Origin of the sequence: Chryseobacterium sp. 22543, from assembly GCF_052044565.1 — a bacterium.
Taxonomy (GTDB): Bacteria; Bacteroidota; Bacteroidia; order Flavobacteriales; family Weeksellaceae; genus Chryseobacterium.
In genome coordinates, this window is sequence record NZ_JBQENH010000003.1 from 648815 (window position 1) to 668149 (window position 19335).

General features: G+C 36.0%; 17 protein-coding genes. 4 read left to right on the forward strand and 13 right to left on the reverse strand.

Features of this window, described 5'->3' with window-relative positions; genetic code table 11:
- The first annotated feature begins 871 nt into the window (after nt 1–871).
- The gene (locus tag ACTJIP_RS13830) at nt 872–1465 is read left to right on the forward strand and encodes a Crp/Fnr family transcriptional regulator (protein ID WP_180563680.1); all 594 of its coding nucleotides are present in this window, start codon (nt 872–874) and stop codon (nt 1463–1465) included.
- A gap of 188 nt (nt 1466–1653) precedes the next feature.
- Here the strand turns inward: ACTJIP_RS13830 and ACTJIP_RS13835 are convergent, their stop codons facing one another.
- The 5 genes from ACTJIP_RS13835 to ACTJIP_RS13855 all read right to left on the reverse strand — a co-directional run bounded on the left by ACTJIP_RS13835 (nt 1654) and on the right by ACTJIP_RS13855 (nt 5172).
- Nucleotides 1654–2565 (reverse strand): hypothetical protein, encoded by a 912-nt coding sequence (locus ACTJIP_RS13835; RefSeq protein WP_428168448.1) that lies wholly within the window; start codon nt 2563–2565, stop codon nt 1654–1656.
- Nucleotides 2566–2572: 7 nt separating this feature from the next.
- The gene (locus ACTJIP_RS13840) at nt 2573–3427 is read right to left on the reverse strand and encodes a hypothetical protein (protein ID WP_440704721.1); all 855 of its coding nucleotides are present in this window, start codon (nt 3425–3427) and stop codon (nt 2573–2575) included.
- Nucleotides 3428–3437: 10 nt separating this feature from the next.
- The gene (locus ACTJIP_RS13845) at nt 3438–4325 is read right to left on the reverse strand and encodes a hypothetical protein (RefSeq protein ID WP_228408863.1); all 888 of its coding nucleotides are present in this window, start codon (nt 4323–4325) and stop codon (nt 3438–3440) included.
- 81 nt (nt 4326–4406) lie between these two features.
- Nucleotides 4407–4730 (reverse strand): transposase, encoded by a 324-nt coding sequence (locus tag ACTJIP_RS13850; protein ID WP_077417708.1) that lies wholly within the window; start codon nt 4728–4730, stop codon nt 4407–4409.
- A gap of 4 nt (nt 4731–4734) precedes the next feature.
- A complete protein-coding gene (locus ACTJIP_RS13855; RefSeq protein ID WP_317043624.1) occupies nt 4735–5172 on the reverse strand; it encodes a helix-turn-helix domain-containing protein in 438 nt (145 codons plus the stop codon).
- A gap of 430 nt (nt 5173–5602) precedes the next feature.
- On the opposite strand from ACTJIP_RS13855, the gene ACTJIP_RS13860 reads away from it, so the two are divergent.
- From ACTJIP_RS13860 to ACTJIP_RS13870, 3 genes are all read left to right on the forward strand, one after another.
- Nucleotides 5603–7225 carry an AraC family transcriptional regulator gene (locus tag ACTJIP_RS13860; protein ID WP_428168450.1) on the forward strand — a complete coding sequence of 541 codons (1623 nt, stop codon included), beginning with the start codon at nt 5603–5605 and terminating at the stop codon, nt 7223–7225.
- 65 nt (nt 7226–7290) lie between these two features.
- Nucleotides 7291–8079 carry a PhzF family phenazine biosynthesis protein gene (locus ACTJIP_RS13865; protein ID WP_077417712.1) on the forward strand — a complete coding sequence of 263 codons (789 nt, stop codon included), beginning with the start codon at nt 7291–7293 and terminating at the stop codon, nt 8077–8079.
- Between the two features lie 297 nt (nt 8080–8376).
- Nucleotides 8377–9198, forward strand: coding sequence for an alpha/beta fold hydrolase (locus ACTJIP_RS13870; RefSeq protein WP_047384836.1), 822 nt, complete (start codon nt 8377–8379; stop codon nt 9196–9198).
- Nucleotides 9199–9310: 112 nt separating this feature from the next.
- On the opposite strand, the gene ACTJIP_RS13875 is transcribed toward ACTJIP_RS13870, so the two are convergent.
- From ACTJIP_RS13875 to pnuC, 8 genes are all read right to left on the reverse strand, one after another.
- Nucleotides 9311–9958 carry a hypothetical protein gene (locus tag ACTJIP_RS13875; RefSeq protein WP_180563677.1) on the reverse strand — a complete coding sequence of 216 codons (648 nt, stop codon included), beginning with the start codon at nt 9956–9958 and terminating at the stop codon, nt 9311–9313.
- Nucleotides 9959–10178: 220 nt separating this feature from the next.
- On the reverse strand, nt 10179–11057 hold the full coding sequence (locus tag ACTJIP_RS13880) for a glycerophosphodiester phosphodiesterase family protein (RefSeq protein WP_440704722.1): 879 nt from the start codon (nt 11055–11057) through the stop codon (nt 10179–10181).
- Nucleotides 11058–11073: 16 nt separating this feature from the next.
- Nucleotides 11074–12477, reverse strand: a complete 1404-nt coding sequence (locus ACTJIP_RS13885) for a RagB/SusD family nutrient uptake outer membrane protein (protein ID WP_440704723.1) — start codon at nt 12475–12477, stop codon at nt 11074–11076.
- A 4-nt stretch (nt 12478–12481) separates the two neighbouring features.
- Nucleotides 12482–15706, reverse strand: a complete 3225-nt coding sequence (locus ACTJIP_RS13890; protein WP_440704724.1) for a SusC/RagA family TonB-linked outer membrane protein — start codon at nt 15704–15706, stop codon at nt 12482–12484.
- Nucleotides 15707–15777: 71 nt separating this feature from the next.
- A complete protein-coding gene (locus tag ACTJIP_RS13895; RefSeq protein ID WP_077417722.1) occupies nt 15778–16590 on the reverse strand; it encodes a FecR family protein in 813 nt (270 codons plus the stop codon).
- A 327-nt stretch (nt 16591–16917) separates the two neighbouring features.
- Nucleotides 16918–17412, reverse strand: a complete 495-nt coding sequence (locus ACTJIP_RS13900; RefSeq protein WP_077417724.1) for an RNA polymerase sigma factor — start codon at nt 17410–17412, stop codon at nt 16918–16920.
- A gap of 141 nt (nt 17413–17553) precedes the next feature.
- Nucleotides 17554–18585, reverse strand: a complete 1032-nt coding sequence (locus ACTJIP_RS13905) for a hypothetical protein (RefSeq protein ID WP_428168455.1) — start codon at nt 18583–18585, stop codon at nt 17554–17556.
- The gene (gene pnuC, locus ACTJIP_RS13910; protein ID WP_077417728.1) at nt 18572–19168 is read right to left on the reverse strand and encodes a nicotinamide riboside transporter PnuC; all 597 of its coding nucleotides are present in this window, start codon (nt 19166–19168) and stop codon (nt 18572–18574) included. The genes ACTJIP_RS13905 and pnuC overlap by 14 nt, the downstream gene beginning before the upstream one ends.
- Nucleotides 19169–19335 lie beyond the last annotated feature (167 nt).

Below are 19335 nucleotides of genomic sequence, written 5' to 3' on the forward strand. Positions count from 1 at the left end.
AAAAAAATAATCGTTATGGGTTTCCGTAACCAGAATACATTCTATAAAAGTAACTTAGAAATATGAAAGAATTTATTATAGACTGCTTATTATTTCAAAGTTCGGATTGGCTTGAAAAACTATTCGGAATCATCACTTGGCTATGTTCCCCAATAGGATGGATTGTTTTAGTTTATTATCTCTTTTTTAAGTAGCATCTACTCCACAGAAAACAGCGAGGAATAAAAAACTGGAGCCTTTGATCACATACAACCTGCCCATCGAAGAACAAAATATTTTGGGATTTCATTTTTACTTAATACGCGTAGAATACCGCTGTATATATAAAACTACAACACTGTGTATTTTTCATAAAATGGAGTTATCTTTATTCTCACAATAATTAAAGTAACTAAATCATTACATATCAAACAGGATATAGTCATGGTCCTGTACCATTTTTTAATTGTAAAGGTAATCCAGTCACCCTTTTCGATCAATTGGTACATCTTTTTCTTGAAATACCTCATAATATGTTCCTTCCTCTTTCCTTTTAATGAAAATAAGTCTTTCATAATCTTTGATAATCTTTAATAATTTTAGTTTAACAAGCTTTTATGTTATCCTTATTTCATGGTTAGTTTTATTATTCCAAATATAGTGAAATATGAGTTCTGACATTATGACTTAGATCATAAAACTTATGTTAAAATATATTAAATCCCTTCTGGCAGGGATTTTTTTATTCTAGATGGTCGTGAAGGAATTAAAAAAAGCAAGCAAAAAATGTGGTATTTTTTTTCCAAAAATTGCTGAATATGGTTTGCTTTTTGTTGTGCGTTTTATAAATTTTTTAAAAATAATTCATTATTAACTTATAAAATTCAAAGACATGATAATAAGTAAAGATTTATTATTAGCCTACGGTGCAAATTATGAAAGTTTTGAAGCGAATCAAACGATTTTTCATGAAGGAAATTTGCCAAAGTTTTATTATCAGATTATTAATGGTATTGTTGAACTAAACAATTATCACGAAGACGGCAAAGAATTTATTCAAAACATTTTGTATGACGGAGAAAGTTTTGGAGAATCTTTTCTCTTTGATGAAAAGGTATATCCTACCAATGCTACAGCTAAAACTACCTGTACTGTTCTTAAATTATCCAAAACGGATTTCTTCAGTTTACTGGAACAAAATCCGGAAGTTTCCTCCAAAATGTTTAAATGCCTGGCTGAGCGGCTATATTACAAATATGTGATGTTATTTAATGTTTCCTCACCGAATCCCTTAAATAAGCTCAAAACGGTAATGGATTATCTGAAGGGTAATAATGATAATAACAAATATTCATTCCAGATTCCCCTCACCAGACAGCAGTTAGCTAATTTAACGGGACTACGCGTGGAAACAGTTATCAGAACAATTAAAAAAATGCATAATGCACATTTAATAAAAGTTCAGAACAGGAAGATATTTTATTAAAAATCAGGAATTCAGTAATAACAGATAAAAATAATTTGAGAGGCACCCTGAAAAGGATGCCTCTAAATATATATTAAGACATTTGTGTATTGTTTTCAGTCAATTGCTGTTAGTCAAACAATGATAAAGCAGCAAGATTCCCATAATTAAAATTTATATTTTCAGAACCTGCTTATGAATCAATATCGCTATTGTTCTACGATCGTCAGAGAATTGTATGCTCCGCTTCCTGATATATCAAATTGGCTTATTGTACCGTCAAACGCTACTGTGATCCAGGTAAAAGGTTTTAACCGGTCTCCTTTGTTCAAATAAACACTTACGGTACATGCAGAACCTACTGCCACAGCATTGGGACTGGCTCCTGTATCAGAAGCATATCCATTATTTGTTTTTACCCTTTGAGTGATTGTACCTCCCTGATTTCTGACCTCCCAAATGGCTTCTGTCTGGTTATTTCCTCCAGTATTAACCTGGCTGGACTGCAGTGCAAAAGTAAAGGTCGCAAAATATACTCCGGTTCGGGGAGCAACAAACTCTCCTGTAGCCGGATCAAAATTGTTTGTAGGCACCCCTGAATCTGAGTCAAGTTTTTCTACCCAATTGGTTAAGTAGGACGACCTGCGCTGTACAATACCAGGTTTAGTTCCTATTTCTGAGGGTGTTGCACTTTCAAACAGATAGGTATCCTGGGTTACCTTATTGGCCATTACTACAATACGGGGTTTACCTTTAGGAAAAAAACTTACCCAGTTTATACCATCAGAAAATTCTAAATATCCTTTTACCCCAATGGCCGGACTTGCAACATACCGTAAAGCTCCTGCCCCAGCCTGGCTGGCCGTTTTATCTGTATTGCCTATTGCCACTGAACCATTATTTCCACTGCGTAAATCTACAGCAACCCTGGGACTGGGAACCATTACTCCCAACCTTCCCGTATTGTCTATAACAACCTTCCCGGCATCGGTATTGATTTCAACGGGATTTGTAGGATTTCCTACTCCAAATCCTATTTGTGCACTCACATGAAGCACTCCCAGAAGCAGAAGAGTGAAGACTAAGGATATTTCTTTGATTTTATATGGCTGTATCATCATTTTATTTTTATAGCTCACTAATACTTAGATTATTTAATTTTCCATCATTTAAGGTATTCCTTGCAGAACCTAGATTATGTTTAACGCTGAATTTAATCGTATTACCTGTCTTCAGGTTGAAAATGGCGTTACAGTTTCCGCTTATAAAATTGCTTACTGCTCCTGCCTGAAACGCAGGATAAGAGTTTAATGTTTTGAATATGGGAATATTCTCAGCACTCTGATTACTTTCTATTGCGGTTTCTATAAAAGTATTTTTAGGAATGTTTCCATTAGCTAGTGTAATATTAAAAGACACCAGATAAAATCCGTCGCGGGGAGCTGTAAAAGTACCATTGGAAGGATCAAAGTCCCCATTGGGAACAGCAGTACCTAAATCAACAGTCTCATTCCAGCCTGATATTGGAGTGGATGTATTATTTCCAATACTTTGCACAGAGGTCTTATTGGCATTCACAAGTGCTTTGGTTGGCGCTGTAAGAGGCAGGGCAATCCATTGCTCTCCATCTGAGTATTCTAAAAATCCACTTGTATTATAACGTATAGCACCGGCACCGGCCTCAACCGGTGTTTGTACACTTGTTCCCAGCCCTATAATTCCTTTATTATCTGCAGAACGAAGATCCAGCTTAGTAATCGGATTCAGCAGACCAATTCCCATGTTGCCTGTTGTGCTTACAACGATATCATTAGATAATTTCAATGCATCCGGGGTATTACCGTTGTCTTTTGCGGCATCTATATGTAAAGTCTGTGCAGGATTATGAGTAAAAATACCTACCTGCGCAACGAGATTACCTGAGGAAAAACATAAAATATAGGCAAGCAGTGTATAGAGTATATTCCTATTCTTTTTCATCATATTGATTTTTTTAATGTTCGATAATTGTTAAATTATTAAACCCATCATCCGGATTGGTGGGATCTGTAGAGTTACTTGTGACCCTGAGTGTAACAGCACCGCTCGAAATAAGATTATGCCAGAGCCTCGTCACTACTTTTGTACCTGCACTCAATGTAAGTGTAACCGTACTTGATCCCCCGGCTTGTGTAGACCGGGTTGCATTAGCATCATCAGAAGTACCTGTCATTGATTGCCCGAAGGTTTTATACACACTCGCCAGAACAGTGTTTGTTGTTGTATTGTAAAATTGTGATTCAACTCTGGAGCCGTCATTAATAACTACTCCATTAAAATTAAAGGTTAACAAAAAAGTATAGGTACCATCGCGGGGAGCTGTAAAAACTCCAAAATTGGCATCAAAACTATTGCTCATATCACGTACCACATTCCAGTTACCAATATTAGTTGCCGAGCCCTGTGTTATTGACTGGCTTGTAATTTTACGTGCCACTACAACCGCCTTCTGGGGAGCAACATAGGCCTTACTCCACACCGAACCATCTGATACTTCAATCTTTGCTCCTACAGGTGCGTTGATGACATCGTACCGTACAGCTCCTGCTCCTGCCGAAGCCGCACTCATTGTGGTGGTATTTAGGCCCAGAGCATTTTCCGGGCCTGCAGACCTCATATCAAGCTTTACTCTAGGTGCAAGAACTCCCAGCCCTAAAAAACCTGTAGTCTTATTGATAATAAAATCGTTTGCAGCCTGGGTAACTGTTGGCATTCCGGCAGCAGCATTATCTTGGGCACCATCTACATGTAAAATACCCTGAGGATTAGAGGTACCTATCCCTGTTTGGGCATCTACCGGAGAAAAAAAACCATGCATACCCCCCAGTATTACTATGATCATTTTTTTATTCATCTGTTTTATATTTTTAATTGAACTATTGAAGTTTGATCCATGACAGATCTTTTAAAAGGTTAAAAAATATTAGATCGGAAAAAGACTTTTCCATTTAGTAACAGTATTCCTGCTTAATTTAAAATGTCCGGCAAGTTGGGAATTGTTCAGCCGGTTCTTTTTCTGATATTCTAATATTTGATAAATCACGGATTCATTATAAGAGCGGTGTTTCTGGTTAAAAACACTGTTTTCTTTGGAACTGTTTCTGAAAAGAAGCTCATTAAGATCTATAATATCAAGTACCGATAAATCTGATTTATCTAATAAATGGCTGCATATCTCTTTTTTTTCAGGGAATTTTATATTGATTATATCATTAAAAATTTTTTTATAATCAGGCGTGTTCTTCATTTAATTAATCTTTCTTTTTTGATTGTGCATATTTGCTCACCCATTTGTACAAAGTAGATCTTGGAATTCTATACTCTTTTACAATTTGCATTTGTGTTTTACCTCCACTATCAATTTGATCCAAAATAAAGTCTACCATCTCTTTTGTATATATGTTTTTCCGGTATTGGGGAAGGGCGGTTTTCTTTTCAGAATCATTTGAAATTGCTTGAGGAGCATAAAGGATCAGATACTGAGAATAAAGCCTGAAAAAATCATATTCCAGCAGTGTACTTAGTTTCAATATGATTTCAGAATCCAGAGACTTTTCTGATAACATAGAATTCAATTCGTCTTCTGTACATTTCAGAAATTTACATATCCGGAGTACATTGATATTCCATTCTTCAATACGCAGCTTTATCAAAGATCCTATATGAATATTTTTAAGATCCAGAATCATTGCGGAAGATTTTTACAGTTATTTTTTTCATCATTCAGGTTTTTGTTTTAGAATTTTGTGTTTATATCAAAGGCTGTTTTATTGCACATTTATTTAAATTTAACTGATATATTTTTTTAAATCTTTATCACAGCATAAAGCATTCTTCAATCGCAAATGTAGATGATTGGCATACACCAAATGAGTGTGTGTAGTAAGAAATTCGGTTTATATTACATTTTCGGAACAGGCAAAATCCAGGGTTAAAATCACATAATAGAATAAAAAGAAATGACAATGTATGAAAACACCGATTAACACGGATAAAATTAATAATCAGATATTTATCTATAAAAACAGCCATATAAATTCCGAAATAATTACATTTAAATGAAAGATAATTACTTAAAATAACGCTAAAATTGCAAACAGAAAAAACAATTTAACTAGGATGAAAAACAACATTATTCTTTTGTTCGCCTGTATCATTTTCGGTTTTTACCACGCACAAATAGATAACCGAACCATTACCAAACAAAGTATCAACAAGAAATTAGCATCCGCTAAAAATATATCTCTTGATCCTAAGAAAAAGATTCAGCTTTATTTACAGATATTACAAGATGCTAAAGACATTAATGACAGAGAATCTATCCTTACAAGCGTAAAGAACATAATGATGCTCTATCATAATATTGATGAAAATGAAAAGTCTATTGAATACTCTTATGAAGTAGAAAAGGCAGCCAAGGCAGCTGGCGATAACGAATCTATTGCTATGGCATATATTGAGAGAGGAACTGCTCTTTCAGCACTTGGTCTTTTTGATGAAAACTATAAAGAACTTCATAAGGCAGAATATTTCGTTAATAAACTTACCGATGAAAACAAAAAACACTTTAACAGGGCACATATTTACCAGGGTTTAACGGCCGGCTATTATATTCCTAAAAAAGCTCATCAGGACACTATTCTATTGTATTTCAAAAAAAGCCTGCAGGAAGCAGAAAAAATAAGTGATCTTGAGAATACCCGGCAGACAGATGAAAAGTATGACATGATCTCATATCTTTATATGAATATAGGAATGTATTATGCGATGATTTCAAATCCCAAACGACTGGATATTGCTGAAGAATACCTGCAAAAATCTTTAAACATCCTGAATCAAAGGAAATTTACTCAGATGAAAGTTGATAAAATTCCTATATTAAATTATCTGGGACACTTCTATTCGGAACAGGGTAAAAATACAGAAGCCATTGAGTATGCACAGGAAGTTTTACAATTAGAAAAGAGAACACATTCCCCTGCCAGCAGAGTAGCTGCATATGCTACTTTGACCAATTCTTTTGAAAGTCTTAAAAATAAAGATTCTACCATCAAATATATGGCTCTTTATTCAAACCTTAGCGATAGTTTAGCCCATTCAAACAAGATGTCTGCTGATAAAACTATTAAAAAAATAAATCTGCAAAAAGATAAAGTTCATCAGAATAATATCTTACAGTTCGCCGCCGTTTTTTTTATCATAGCCCTGGTTCTTGTTACAGGAGGATGGTGGTATTGGAAACGAAATCAAAATAAGCTTCATCAGCGATATGAAACAATTATTGAGAATCTGAAAAAAGAAGTACAGGTTACTGAAAAGCAAGACACTGAAATCAAACCAGAAAATAAAGGACCAGAAAATAATCTAATCATCTCTGAAGAAACTACGACTCTGTTACTGAGTAAACTTTCAAAATTTGAAAAATCTGAAAAGTTCCTGAAAAAAGATCTGACACTAACCTCTTTATCCAATTCACTGGCTACCAACCCAAGATATCTGTCAGAGATTATCAAACAGTATAAAAATAAAAGCTTCAATAATTATATTAATGGGCTTCGGATTCAATTCATTACAAATAAGTTATATGATACTCCTATCTTCAGAGAATATAAAATAAGCTATCTGGCAGAAGCTTGCGGTTTCTCTTCAAGAGAAGTTTTTGCGGTTATATTTAAAAAAGAAACCGGGGTAAGTCCTTCCTATTTTATCAGTCAGCTGAAAAAAGAAAAAACAGCAGAGTGATGAATCTGTCAACAATTGTCTGAAAAATAGAGTATCTTCGTTAGAGACAGAAATTTTTATCAATCATGAAGTTAGAATTATATCAAATAGATGCATTTACTGAAAAAATTTTCCATGGAAATCCTGCCTGTGTTGTTCCTTTAAAAAACTGGTTACCCGATGAGTTACTTTTAAAAATTGCCCGCGAAAATGCCGTAGCCGAAACAGCTTTCTTTATCAACAATGGCAGTACTGTTCACCTGAGATGGTTTACGCCCGAAATAGAGATGGACTTATGTGGACATGCTACTCTTGCTACAGCGCACTGCCTCATCTCCATCTTAAACTATCAGAGTAATACAATCATTTTTGAAACTAAAAGCGGTGAGTTAACGGTTGAGGTTAAAGATGGTGTTTACTATATGAATTTTCCTTCAAGAATGCCTGAAGCAGCTGCTCTTCCGGACAGCATATCCGAAGCACTCAATATACAGCCCAAAGAAGTTTTCAAATCAAGAGATTATATTCTGCTCTATGATTCTGAGGACGACATCAAAAATATCAAAATTGAAAGATCTGTTTTTGACCTTATCAATCTGGATCCTGGCGGTCTTGTTGTAACGGCAGCCGGTACAGACAGTGATTTTGTCTCAAGATATTTTACTCCGCAGTCCTCTATTCTCGAAGATCCTGTAACCGGTTCTGCCCACTGCTCGCTCATTCCGTTCTGGTCTTCAAGATTAGGAAAAGATACACTTTTTGCCCGCCAGCTGTCTGAAAGAGGCGGACAGCTGTATTGCGAAAATAAAAATGAAAGAGTTATCGTTGCGGGTAAAGGTAAAACCTATTCTATGGGACATTTATGGATAGAATAATATTATCCCTATCCAACTGAATAGTCAAACAACTCGTTCTAGAGAAGGATATATTGAAATGACAGCAAAAAAGGCATTAATCATCTTTGGTTAGTGCCTTTCCTGTAAAAATTTGGTTATCCAAAAGAATGCAGGCAAAAAACAGATCTGACATCCCAATAAAAATTTTTTATTAAATATGAACGAAATTAAACTAGATTAATTTCAGAGAACTCAAACTGTCCTACATTTGCTAAAGAATTAAGACAACAAAAAATTATTATACAAATTAATCATTAACATTAAAAATTTAAAACTATGAGCACACTTACATTAAAAGACGGAACTGAAATTTTTTACAAAGACCAAGGACAAGGACCAGTATTAATGTTTCACCACGGATGGCCATTATCATCTGACGATTGGGATGCACAGGTTATCTTTTTCTTACAGAGAGGCTACAGAGTAATTTCTCATGACAGAAGAGGCCACGGCCGTTCAAGCCAGAATATCTATAACCATACCATTGAACAATATGCTTCTGATGCTGCGGAACTTGTAGAATTTCTTGATTTGAAAGATGTTGTTCATATAGGACACTCTACAGGTGGTGGTGAAGTGATCCGATATGTACATAAATATGCTAACGGCAGAGCAAAAAAAGCTGTATTAATCAGCGCTGTTCCTCCGGTTATGGTAAAAAGTGAAAACAATCCTGACGGAGTTCCAATGGAAGTTTTTGATGGTATCAGAGAGCAGACTTTGAACAACAGAAACCAGTTTTATTTTGATCTGACGTTTCCTTTCTACGGTTACAACAGAGAAGGTGCCAATATCAAAGACGGAATTCAGAGAAACTGGTGGAGACAAGGAATGATGGGTGGAATTGTTGCTCACTATGACGGTATTAAAGCATTTTCTGAAACTGATTTTACAGAAGATTTGAAAGCAGTTGATATTCCTGTTTTGGTATTACATGGAGAGGATGATCAGATTGTTCCAATCGAAAATTCTGCTATAAAATCAGCGAAGTTATTAAAGAACGGTAAACTGATTACTTACCCAGGTTTCCCTCACGGAATGCCAACTACAGAACATGAAACGATCAACAAAGATCTTTTGGAATTTATCCAGTCTTAACAGAACACAGCTATTATAAAGAAAGGTGGATTATTGCAGTCCACCTTTTGTTTTTGATAGAACAGTAAATAAAAAAGCCCCAATTAAGGGGCTTGATTTTTAACAGAACTATTTATAATACTTTTACAGTCATTTTAATAAATCTCACACTGGGAATGCATAGCAGGCCGTCAGTGTAAAGGTGAACAGCTGTTATTTGCTTTCCTTGGGAAGTTAATTGGTCTATCTTAGCTTTAAAACCATGATAAACTGTATTGGCTGCATCATTTGTCATAGGAACGCTGTTGCTTCCAAACATATCTCCATATATTTGCGCATTATCTCCGTCCTGACCTATTGTATAATCTTGAATATAACTATAATTCACACTTGAGTTATTAAAATCATTCATGGCATTGTATCCAATATAAATCTCAGTGAGACTGGTAAAAGGCCCGCCATATCCCCAAATATGTTTTGCAACAAACTCTGAAAGCCTGAGTTGATTTCTTCCATACAATGGTGCTAAATCACGATAAAGCACTTCATAAGAACTTATGTAAGGATAGTTAGGATTTACATTAATAGGATTTTGGAAATTTGATGATCCATTACATTTTAATGTGATGTTTTCACCTACCAAAAGACTGGCTCCAGATTTAGCCTTCTGTAAAGTAATTTGTTTTGAGTTTGATTCTGTATTTGCCGAAGTTTCTAATTCTTCGCCGGTTGTACAAGAAAACAATAATACACTACTTGCGATAAGTAATAGTTTTTTCATAGTTATTTAGTTTATTCACCAAATGTAGAGAAATAAGTTAATAACAAATCAGCACTCATCTTACATTAACACTTCATTAACCAAACAGGAAATATTTTTTCTTCTATCGAGCTTTTTCCCATTATTACTTACGACAATCAAACTCAAATCCTTTATTCTCCATAAAATCATTATTTAATAGACAAAGCGCTGAAATCTTTGATTTCAGCGCTTATAATTATTAAAAATAAAGCTTTTTACGTTTCAGATAATTGATAAGCTCTTTCGGTCGGTCCGTCTGAATAACGTTGACCCCTTTAATTATATACCAATCATAAACATCCGCATTTTCCAGGACCAGATCATCATTATTTCCGGCGTTATGATGTGGCCACAATGAATTGACCCAGATTTTGATCTTTTTTTCTCTTAAAGATTTAAAATCAATCAGATCCTTTTCCGTTGTTCCTATTGTAAATTCAAAGCCATAGATTTTATAGTTTTTGATATAATCTGAGATTTTTTTAAGATCTTCACTTTTGCCTAACTGAATAATCGGCATATAGTGAATCTCATTTTTAATATCGCCATACTTCTGGTTAAATTCAGGGTAAGATTCGTGGCCTTTAAACAAAATCTGATCGAGCATATTTCGTTTTTTCACCAAAGGATATACCTGTTTGATGTAATCAAAACCTTTATCCAGATTCAGAAGAATTTTTCCGTCTGAGACTTCCAGAATTTCCTGTAATGTGGGAACTTTCATTTGCGTTTCTACTCCCAGACCATCTCTCAGATGGAGTTTTTTGATTTCGTCCAGTGTAAAATCAGACGGCTTTCCTTTTCCTGTTGTTGTCCTGTCAATGGTATTGTCGTGCATCAGGATCAAGACACTGTCTTTGGTCATGGCAAGATCTATTTCAGCCATATCCACTCCTTTTTCAATTGCTTTTTTTACTGCCCATACTGAGTTTTCCGGAGCTTCTCTCCAATCCCCGCGGTGGGCAACCACCATTACTTTATCATCAGGAAAATCAGAAAGTGAAATTTTCTTTTGTTGCGCAATGAACAGTGAAGAAAAAGAAAAAAGGAATACTTGTAATAATTTATTGTTTAGCATAATTTCAAATGTTTAATTAATATCCGGGATTTTGTTTAATGGCAGGGTCTGTATTGATCTGTCCCTGTGGAACCGGCATCAGAAGATGATGAGGTTTGATCTGTGCAGTACTGTAACCTGCATTATTAGTAAAATGAGCAGTCATCACAGAAATAGCCTTTCCGGTTCTTAAAAGGTCAAACCAACGGTGGCCCTCTCCTACAAATTCAAGTCTCCTTTCACGATCAATTTCATTAAGCAGAAGATCTTTTGTTGAAAGGTTTACGGGAGCAATTCCTGCTCTGGTTTTAATTTTATTCAGATATAAATTGGCATTAGCAATGTCATTCTGCTCTGCAAAACACTCTGCCATCATCAGGAAAACATCGGCTAATCTCAGCACCACAAAATTGCTTCCTCCATCTGCAATGGTATTGGATGTTTTCACCAATTTCTTACTGAAAGGAATTCCGTTTGAAGTAAGACCAATATAGGCAGAACGTCTGGTATCTCCGGCTGAATAAAGATTGTAGACTTCTTTGGTGGGAAGATTGTGTCCTTTCGCTCCCGAAACCGATCCGGAAGGGCTGAACATTTGAAATGCCATACTTCCTTCCGAATTTCCATTCAACCCGGAAGTAAACTGTACATCAAAAATAATTTCAGCATTATTTTCATTGGTGACATCAAAAATTTTATTGACATCAGGCAAAAGCTGGTAGCCTAAAGATTCAACCTGATTTAAATAAGTCAATGATTCACCAAATTTCTTTTGTGTCAGAAGCACTTTTCCCATAATTCCCAATGCCGCTCCTTTAGTCACTCTTCCCTTTTGCGAGGTCGTTGTCGGTAAAAGATCAATAGCTTCTTTCAAATCCTTTTCTATGGCAGAATACACCTCTGCAATAGGAGTTCTTGCCTGTCCGAAATAATCGTTAACATTTGTAGTTTCTTTTAAAACCAACGGAACATCACCATAAATTCTTACGAGGTTAAAATACATCAATGCGCGAAGAAATTTCATTTCGCCAATTCTTGTATTCTTCAGAGCATCAGTCATATCAGGAATTTTTCCAATTCTGGTAAGAATAATATTAGCCTGCTGAATACCGATATAATGATCCTTCCATGCACTTGCAATAAGACTGTTATTAGGCTGAATCGTGAAAAAATCCATTTCACCATATGTAAAAGAATCATTGGCAGGAACCTCATCATAGGTGTTATCTGAAGGCAATTCTCCGAAAGCCGGCATTGCCAGCTGATATTGTCCCGTGTATTGAAGAGCGCTGTACACTGAGATGATACCCTGCTCAATTTCAGAGGAATTGGTATAAAATTGTGATGATACTTTCTGCGCTTCAGGGTTCACATCCAAAAGATCAGACGAGCATGAGCACATCACCGAAATACTGAATATTGTAATGAATATTTTTTTCATGATTTTAAAATTTAAGGTTAAAGCCCATAGAATAAATTTTAGCGACCGGATAGTAAGCCTGATCAAATCCCTGTGTAAGAACATTATCTGAAGTGGCATCGATATTCATTCCCTTGTATTTTGACAGGGTGAAAAGATTGTTTCCTACCAGATAGATCTGTGCGTTTTCTATCCCGATATTTCGAAGCATAGATTTAGGGAAATTAAAAGCCACACGAAGCGATCTTAATCTTACATAATCTGCATTTTTAAAGTATAAATTTGAAGTTCTGGCCTCTTTTCTGTTGTTGGAAAAGTTCATATTCGGCATCCCAAAAAAACCATCAGGATTGGTTACTGCGTTATAACGGTTATCAAAATAATATTGGGAAGCCATTCCGAATCCTTCTCCTGATTCTAACGTGGTGACCGCATCAGCATTATAGATTTTCTTACCAATTTCACTGTACAATGAGAAGCTTAATTCAAAAAGTCCATACCTGAAGTTATTATTGAAACCGAGAATGTATTTCGGAACACCGCTTCCAAAACTTCTTTTATCGTTGGTATCAATTTTTCCGTCACCATTCAGATCTTCCATAATATAATCTCCTACCATTGTTCCGGTAATGTGTGGCGAATTGTTGATCTGTTCCTGAGTTTTATAGATTCCAAGGATATTATAGCCATACATTTCACCAATTGAACCTCCTACTTTGGTTACAGAGAAGTTATTTTCTCCTGTGATAATCTGGTTCTGCCCGTTGGCCAATGCTAACACTTCATTTTTATTAGTTGAAAAATTAAAGCTTCCCGAATACGTAAAATCTTTAGCGATGGTAAACGTTTTTGACGCAATCTGTAATTCAAATCCTGAATTTTTGATCTTACCAATATTTTGAAGTGAAGTACTGAAACCGGATTGCTGCGGAACAGGAACATCCAATAACAAACCGTCTCTGTTCAGGATATAATAATCTGCAGAAATGTTCAGTATATTCTTAAACAAAGAAAAATCAATTCCGAAATTGTTTGATCTGGACTTTTCCCAGGAAATATTCGGGTTGGGAGCGGTTGCCGTTGTGTAACCAGGTATTAAAGTTCCACCAAAATTATAATTATCCTGATTCATCAATGAAAGTGCCCCAAAATTAGGAATCTGATTATTTCCGTTGCTTCCCAGACTGTATCTGAGTTTTAAATCCGTTACGAAATTGTTTTCAGGAAAGAAATTTTCATTACTGACGGTCCAGCCTGCAGAAAAAGCATAGAAATTTCCCCACTTAGAGTTTTTCCCGAAACGCGAAGAACCATCTCTACGATAGGAAGCCATCAGGTTATATTTATTGTCAAACGTGTAATTAACTCTGGTAAAATAAGACATCAGCCGCCATTTGTACTGTGTCAATGTATTTTTAAATGAAGTTCCGCCTGCAATATTTCGGATGCTGTTATCTGGAAATGCAGTGGCTTCGGTTAAAAGCTGTGTATTATCTTCCTGCTGGAAAGACTGTCCGGCAATGGCATCCACCCGGTGAGAACCCCATTTCTGATCAAATGAAAGTAAGTTTTCAATTAAATAATTTTTGCGGATATATTCTGTTCTGTTGGCAAAAGTCACATCCGGAGCTGCCGCTCTGTACGCTCCCACGGTAGAAGGATCGAAGAAATTATATTCGTAATTTGAATAATCTCCGCCTACAGACAATCTGTATTTCAGACCTTTCAGCAATTCAAGCTCGGTGAAAATATTCCCGAATGTTTTAAATAATGTATACTTTCTGTTGGTCATTTCCTGAACAGCAACCGGATTTTCTACCAAAGCTCCGTCCGTTGCTGTATTTCCCAAAATCTGCTGAGAAATGGCAAGGCTTCCGTCATCATTATAAGGTTTAAAAAAAGGATACATTGCCGTAGCCATCTGCAAAGGATTGTAACTTCTTGAATTTTCTGCAGCATTGATTGTCCCCGTTGCATAAGACGGTGTCATGGTTACACCCACTTTCCATTTATCTGTAAGTTCAGTTGAAAGGTTGATACTGGTTGAAAATTTTTCGTAATCTGTCCCGATGACCAGTCCTTTTTGGTTAAAATAGCTTATGGTAAAAGCGTATTTGCTCTTATCGCTTCCTCCGGTAACATTCAGTGAAGTCTGACTGATAGGTGCTGGTTTCATAACAGTATTCAACCAGTCGGTATCTGTTAATCCCGGCTGCTTTGCAAGATAAGGAGCCAAATAATCGGGAATTAATTCTCTTAAAGAAGCACCTTTGCTAATTCTTGTGGCATTATTATCGGAAATACTTCTGTTACTACCTTTAGAAAGATAATTATTGTCTCTGGCTTCCTTCAGAAAAGTGGCCATATCATAAGCGTTGACCAGTTTCACATTATCACTTCTCATCTGCATTCCGTAATAGGAATCGAAAGAAACTGCCATTCTCCCCTTTTTCCCCTGCTTTGTTTCAATGATAATTACTCCGTTTGCTCCTCTGGAACCGTAGATTGCGGCAGAGGCAGCATCCTTTAAGATATCAATTTTGGCAATGGAATTAGGATCAATAGCATTCAGGTTAGAACCTTCAGTTAATGGAAGCCCGTCTACGACGATCAAAGGATTGGACCCTGCTGTCAACGTCCCGATACCTCTTACTCTTATTGATGGTGAACCTCCCGGCGTTGCATTAGCCTGAGTAATCTGAACTCCGGTTGCTTTTCCTGCAATAATATCTCCAAAATTACTGGAAGCCACTCCTTTCATCTGCTTCTCGTCAATGGAAGAAATAGAACCTGAATTGTTTTTCTTACTCTGCTTCCCATACCCGACCAAAACAACCTCATCAATATTTTTTTCTCTTGATTTTACCGTGTCTTTAATTGGATTTACATACTCTGCAGACTGTTGAGCATTGGTTCTCTGAATTTTTGCCATCGCTCTTGCATTGAGACGAACGGTTACCGTTTTCTGATCTACATTAAAATCCAGACCGACATTTTTCTTCAGATAGTCTAAAGATGCTGATAATGACTGATAGTTCATCTGAGATTCATCCACCTGGATCTCTTTCAGATCTGAAACCGAATAAAAGAATTTTACGCCATGCTCTTTTGAAAGTTTTTCAAAGATTTTAATCAAAGGCGTTTTCCGCTGAATAACGGACTGTTGAAAACATTTGTTAGCCTCTGCGAAGGTAAAATGTGGCGCACACAAAAGACCCAACAACATCATGCTAATTGTTGTTTTTTTCATAGCTTTGCTGAAATTAGTTGTTATTTGACTGATTTATTTTCAATGCATCGGTAACCCCAATTACTGGTGCATTATTTTTCTAAAATGATATGATTTGCTGATTGTTTTCCTGCAGTAAGATTAAATGGAAACCCTATTGTTTTAATAACTTTATCCAGATCTCCGGTGATGTCTCCATTTATCACATTCTCTTTGTAATGCTGAGGATATGTTATGGAAACATTGTAAGTCTTCTCCAGTTGAGAAATGGCCTGCCCAAATTTCATTTCATTAAAATCAAATGTTCTTACAACATCCTGATCGTAGAAATGTTTCTCGGTTCCGTCTTTGTCAGCAAGCCAGGTTTCTTTGGGCAGAAGAAATGTTGTATTCCCTTTGAAATCAATTTTTACTTTTCCTTCCTTCAGATAGACTTTCTTATCTGTGGATCTCTGATCAAGCAAAAACTGAGTTCCCAACACTTTTACTTTAAATCCATTGGCATCAATGATAAACGGCAGCGCTTTATTTTTAGCAACACTGAAAAATGCTTTCCCTTTAAAAGAGACATTTCTGGTTTTCTTTCCGAAATCATCTGTCAGCATCAATTCACTTTCTGGTTGCAGGATAATAATACTTCCGTCCGGCAAGGTGAATTCCTTTTGCATCGTTTCCGTTCTGAAAACCATTTGCTGATGAGATGAAGAGCTTAGAGCATTTTCAGTAAAGAACAGAGTCATCACGGTAAATAAGGGCAAAAGAACAGCCGCAGCCCACAAAAACCTTTTTGTATGGTTTCTGAATCTGATTTTATTCTCAAGCCCATTCCAGATTCGCTGATCTGCCGAATCTTTCATTTTCCGGTTTTCTTCTTTAACTGATTTCCATTGATTGTCGAAATCCATACGTTCCTTTTTGATCTTTATTAGAGAATACGCAGGAAGTGTAGAATCGTCAACCTCTATTTTTTTGATTTAACGATTTGTTCATATTGGTTGCTATTGGGTTAAAATTGATTTTATTTAAGATAATTATATACAATTTTACATTAATCCTGCTATCTTATTATGATGACTCTGTCATTCTGAATGTAACGCAGTGAAATGAAGAATCCAGGCTGTATATGAGATTCTTCCTTCGTCAGAAATCGAAGATTCGACGTAATCAATGACAATTTTACACCCGTTTAGAAAGAGATTTGAAGTGAAGTTTGTTATCAATATAAACGAAAGTTAAAAGAAAAAACTCAAGTTGGATCTCAGAAACTTCAGTACCTTATTAACATGCTTCTCAACAGCTGTTTTGGAAATATCATTTTCCTGAGCGATGGTAAAAAGACTGAGATTCTGGATTTTATTTTGGATGAAAAATTCACGGCTTCTTTCGGGAACCTGCTCCAGAAGATTTTCTATTTTTTTGAGCTGATCTTCCTGCTGTAGCTGTTTTTCGATTTCAGCACTTTCTTCATCATGATTTTCCGGAAAGTTTTCAAGAGGAACGAAGATCATTTTTCTTTTACGGTAGAAATTGGAGATTTCCTGTTTGGCAGATTTAAAAATAAGTGCTTCAATTTCTGAAGGTGAGTTGGTTTTGGATAAGTACTTCCAGACATGCATAAAAATATCCTGAACAATTTCTTCAATATCTTCTTCTTCCGAAAGGTATTTGGCCACAAAAAAATACACCCTGTGCTTGTAACCGGAATATATTTCTTTAAAATGATCCATCCTTTAATACGTCTTTGAACTCAAAACTGATGGTACAAAAGTATCTAAAAGCTATGGTAATCACATTAAATTTATATTAAGTTTAAATTCTCAGCAATAACTATTCTCCGGATTTTCACAGAAATATTTTCCGCCTATTTTTCAGAAAGAAAAGTTTAAATCATCCGCTGAAGGCCTGAAATTGGAATGCATTGCTGCCGTAAAATAATCACAGAATACCTGATAAACTGCAGAATTGGTATCTGTTGCCCTGATTCCCAGCTGTATATAAACAGTAAGGATCTGATGGGATAATTGCTTGGTTAATTCTGTTCCATAAGTATGAATCTCATTCTGTTGATCATCAGAAATCTCTTTGTGATCGCTGAGTATATTTTCTATGTCTCTGGCAATACTTAATACTTTTCTTAAATGCTTTTCAACAGACTCTGCAAAACTTTTGAAACTGATCTCAGGACGAATAAGTTCTGCTTCTTCAATAAAATGAGAAGCCATTCCCAGATAATTCACCAAAAGTGTCAAATCTGCAAAAACCCGAAACGGAATGCTGTCCAGAATATCATCCGTGAAAAAATGATCGTAAACAAAACTGTAATCTTCGCTTACTATAAGATTTTTAAGGGTAAAGGAATAGGTCCCGCTGGCTTTCATTCCCATAGATCTCCAGTTGGGGATAATTTCAGCCTGCTCTTTAGGAACTATGAATGAGCGGATGATTTCATTTCCATTGTTATCAATTATTGGTTTACCGTTTTCTGTAATCCTGGCATTCAGCGTAAAATGGGTCAGATGGGGAGCTCCGGTTGCGAAATTCCATAATCCATTGATGATATAGGTATTATCATTTTGCTTTTCCGCAGTTCCGCCAACCATTCCGCTTCCTCCAAAACAAATGTTAGAATTGGTAAACAGTAATTCAGCAATTTCAGGTTTTATATTTCTGGAAAAGTAATTGGCTCCGGCACACAATGTCAGCATCCAGCCAAAGCTTCCATCGGTTTCGGCCCAGCCAAATAATGCTTTAAGTCCTTCTTCAAAACGATAACCCAAGCCACCATATTTTTTCGGTACCCAGATCTTAAGCCATCCTTCTTCATGTATATGTTGGATCACCTTATCAGAAACTATAGAAGCACCCTGAAGGTCTTGTCTGATGTCTTTAGTACTCAGCATTCGCTTTGGTTTTAATAATTTTTTGCCATTCGATATATCCTGAGATCGCCACTAAAAATAAGAATGACGTTAAAACAGCATACAGATATAATTCTTTATGAATCATTAAAGGGATTGAAATGATATTGCTGACATTGAGGATCACCCAATTTTCAATTTTCCGTCTTGCCATCAGCCACATCCCTGCCCAGGCAAAAGCACTTACCAGAGAATCCCAAACCGGGACATCCGAATCGGTAAAATGCGTCAGAAAAGACCAGAATAAGATAAAGGTTCCCAAAACAATTCCTCCGGTAATCCATTTTTCGGTAGTTGAGGTAACAGAAATTTCCATTTCAGATTTTTGTTTCCCGAATTTCCAATACATCCATCCGTAGATGCTCATGACCAGATAATAAAGATTTAAGGTAAACTCAGCATAAAGCTTGGAAGTAAGCATCACATACAGCGTAAGCAGAATACCTGCAATCCCGAAAAGATAATTATTGACATTGTTTTTACGGGCCAGTAAGACCTGAATGACTGAAAATAAGACTCCAAACCATTCCGGTAAGGTAATTTGTTTTAAAATGTCCTGCATCATATTAATTGTTAGAAATCAAATGATGAGATGATAAGTAAGCAATCCCTACGCCGGCATTATCCGGATCAGGTGTGGAAATATATTCCTGGGTATCATCTCAGCCAGCGTTATCTGTAGCACCCCATTGTTGGGCAAAGGTGCAGCTTTTTTACAGAAAAATAAAATGC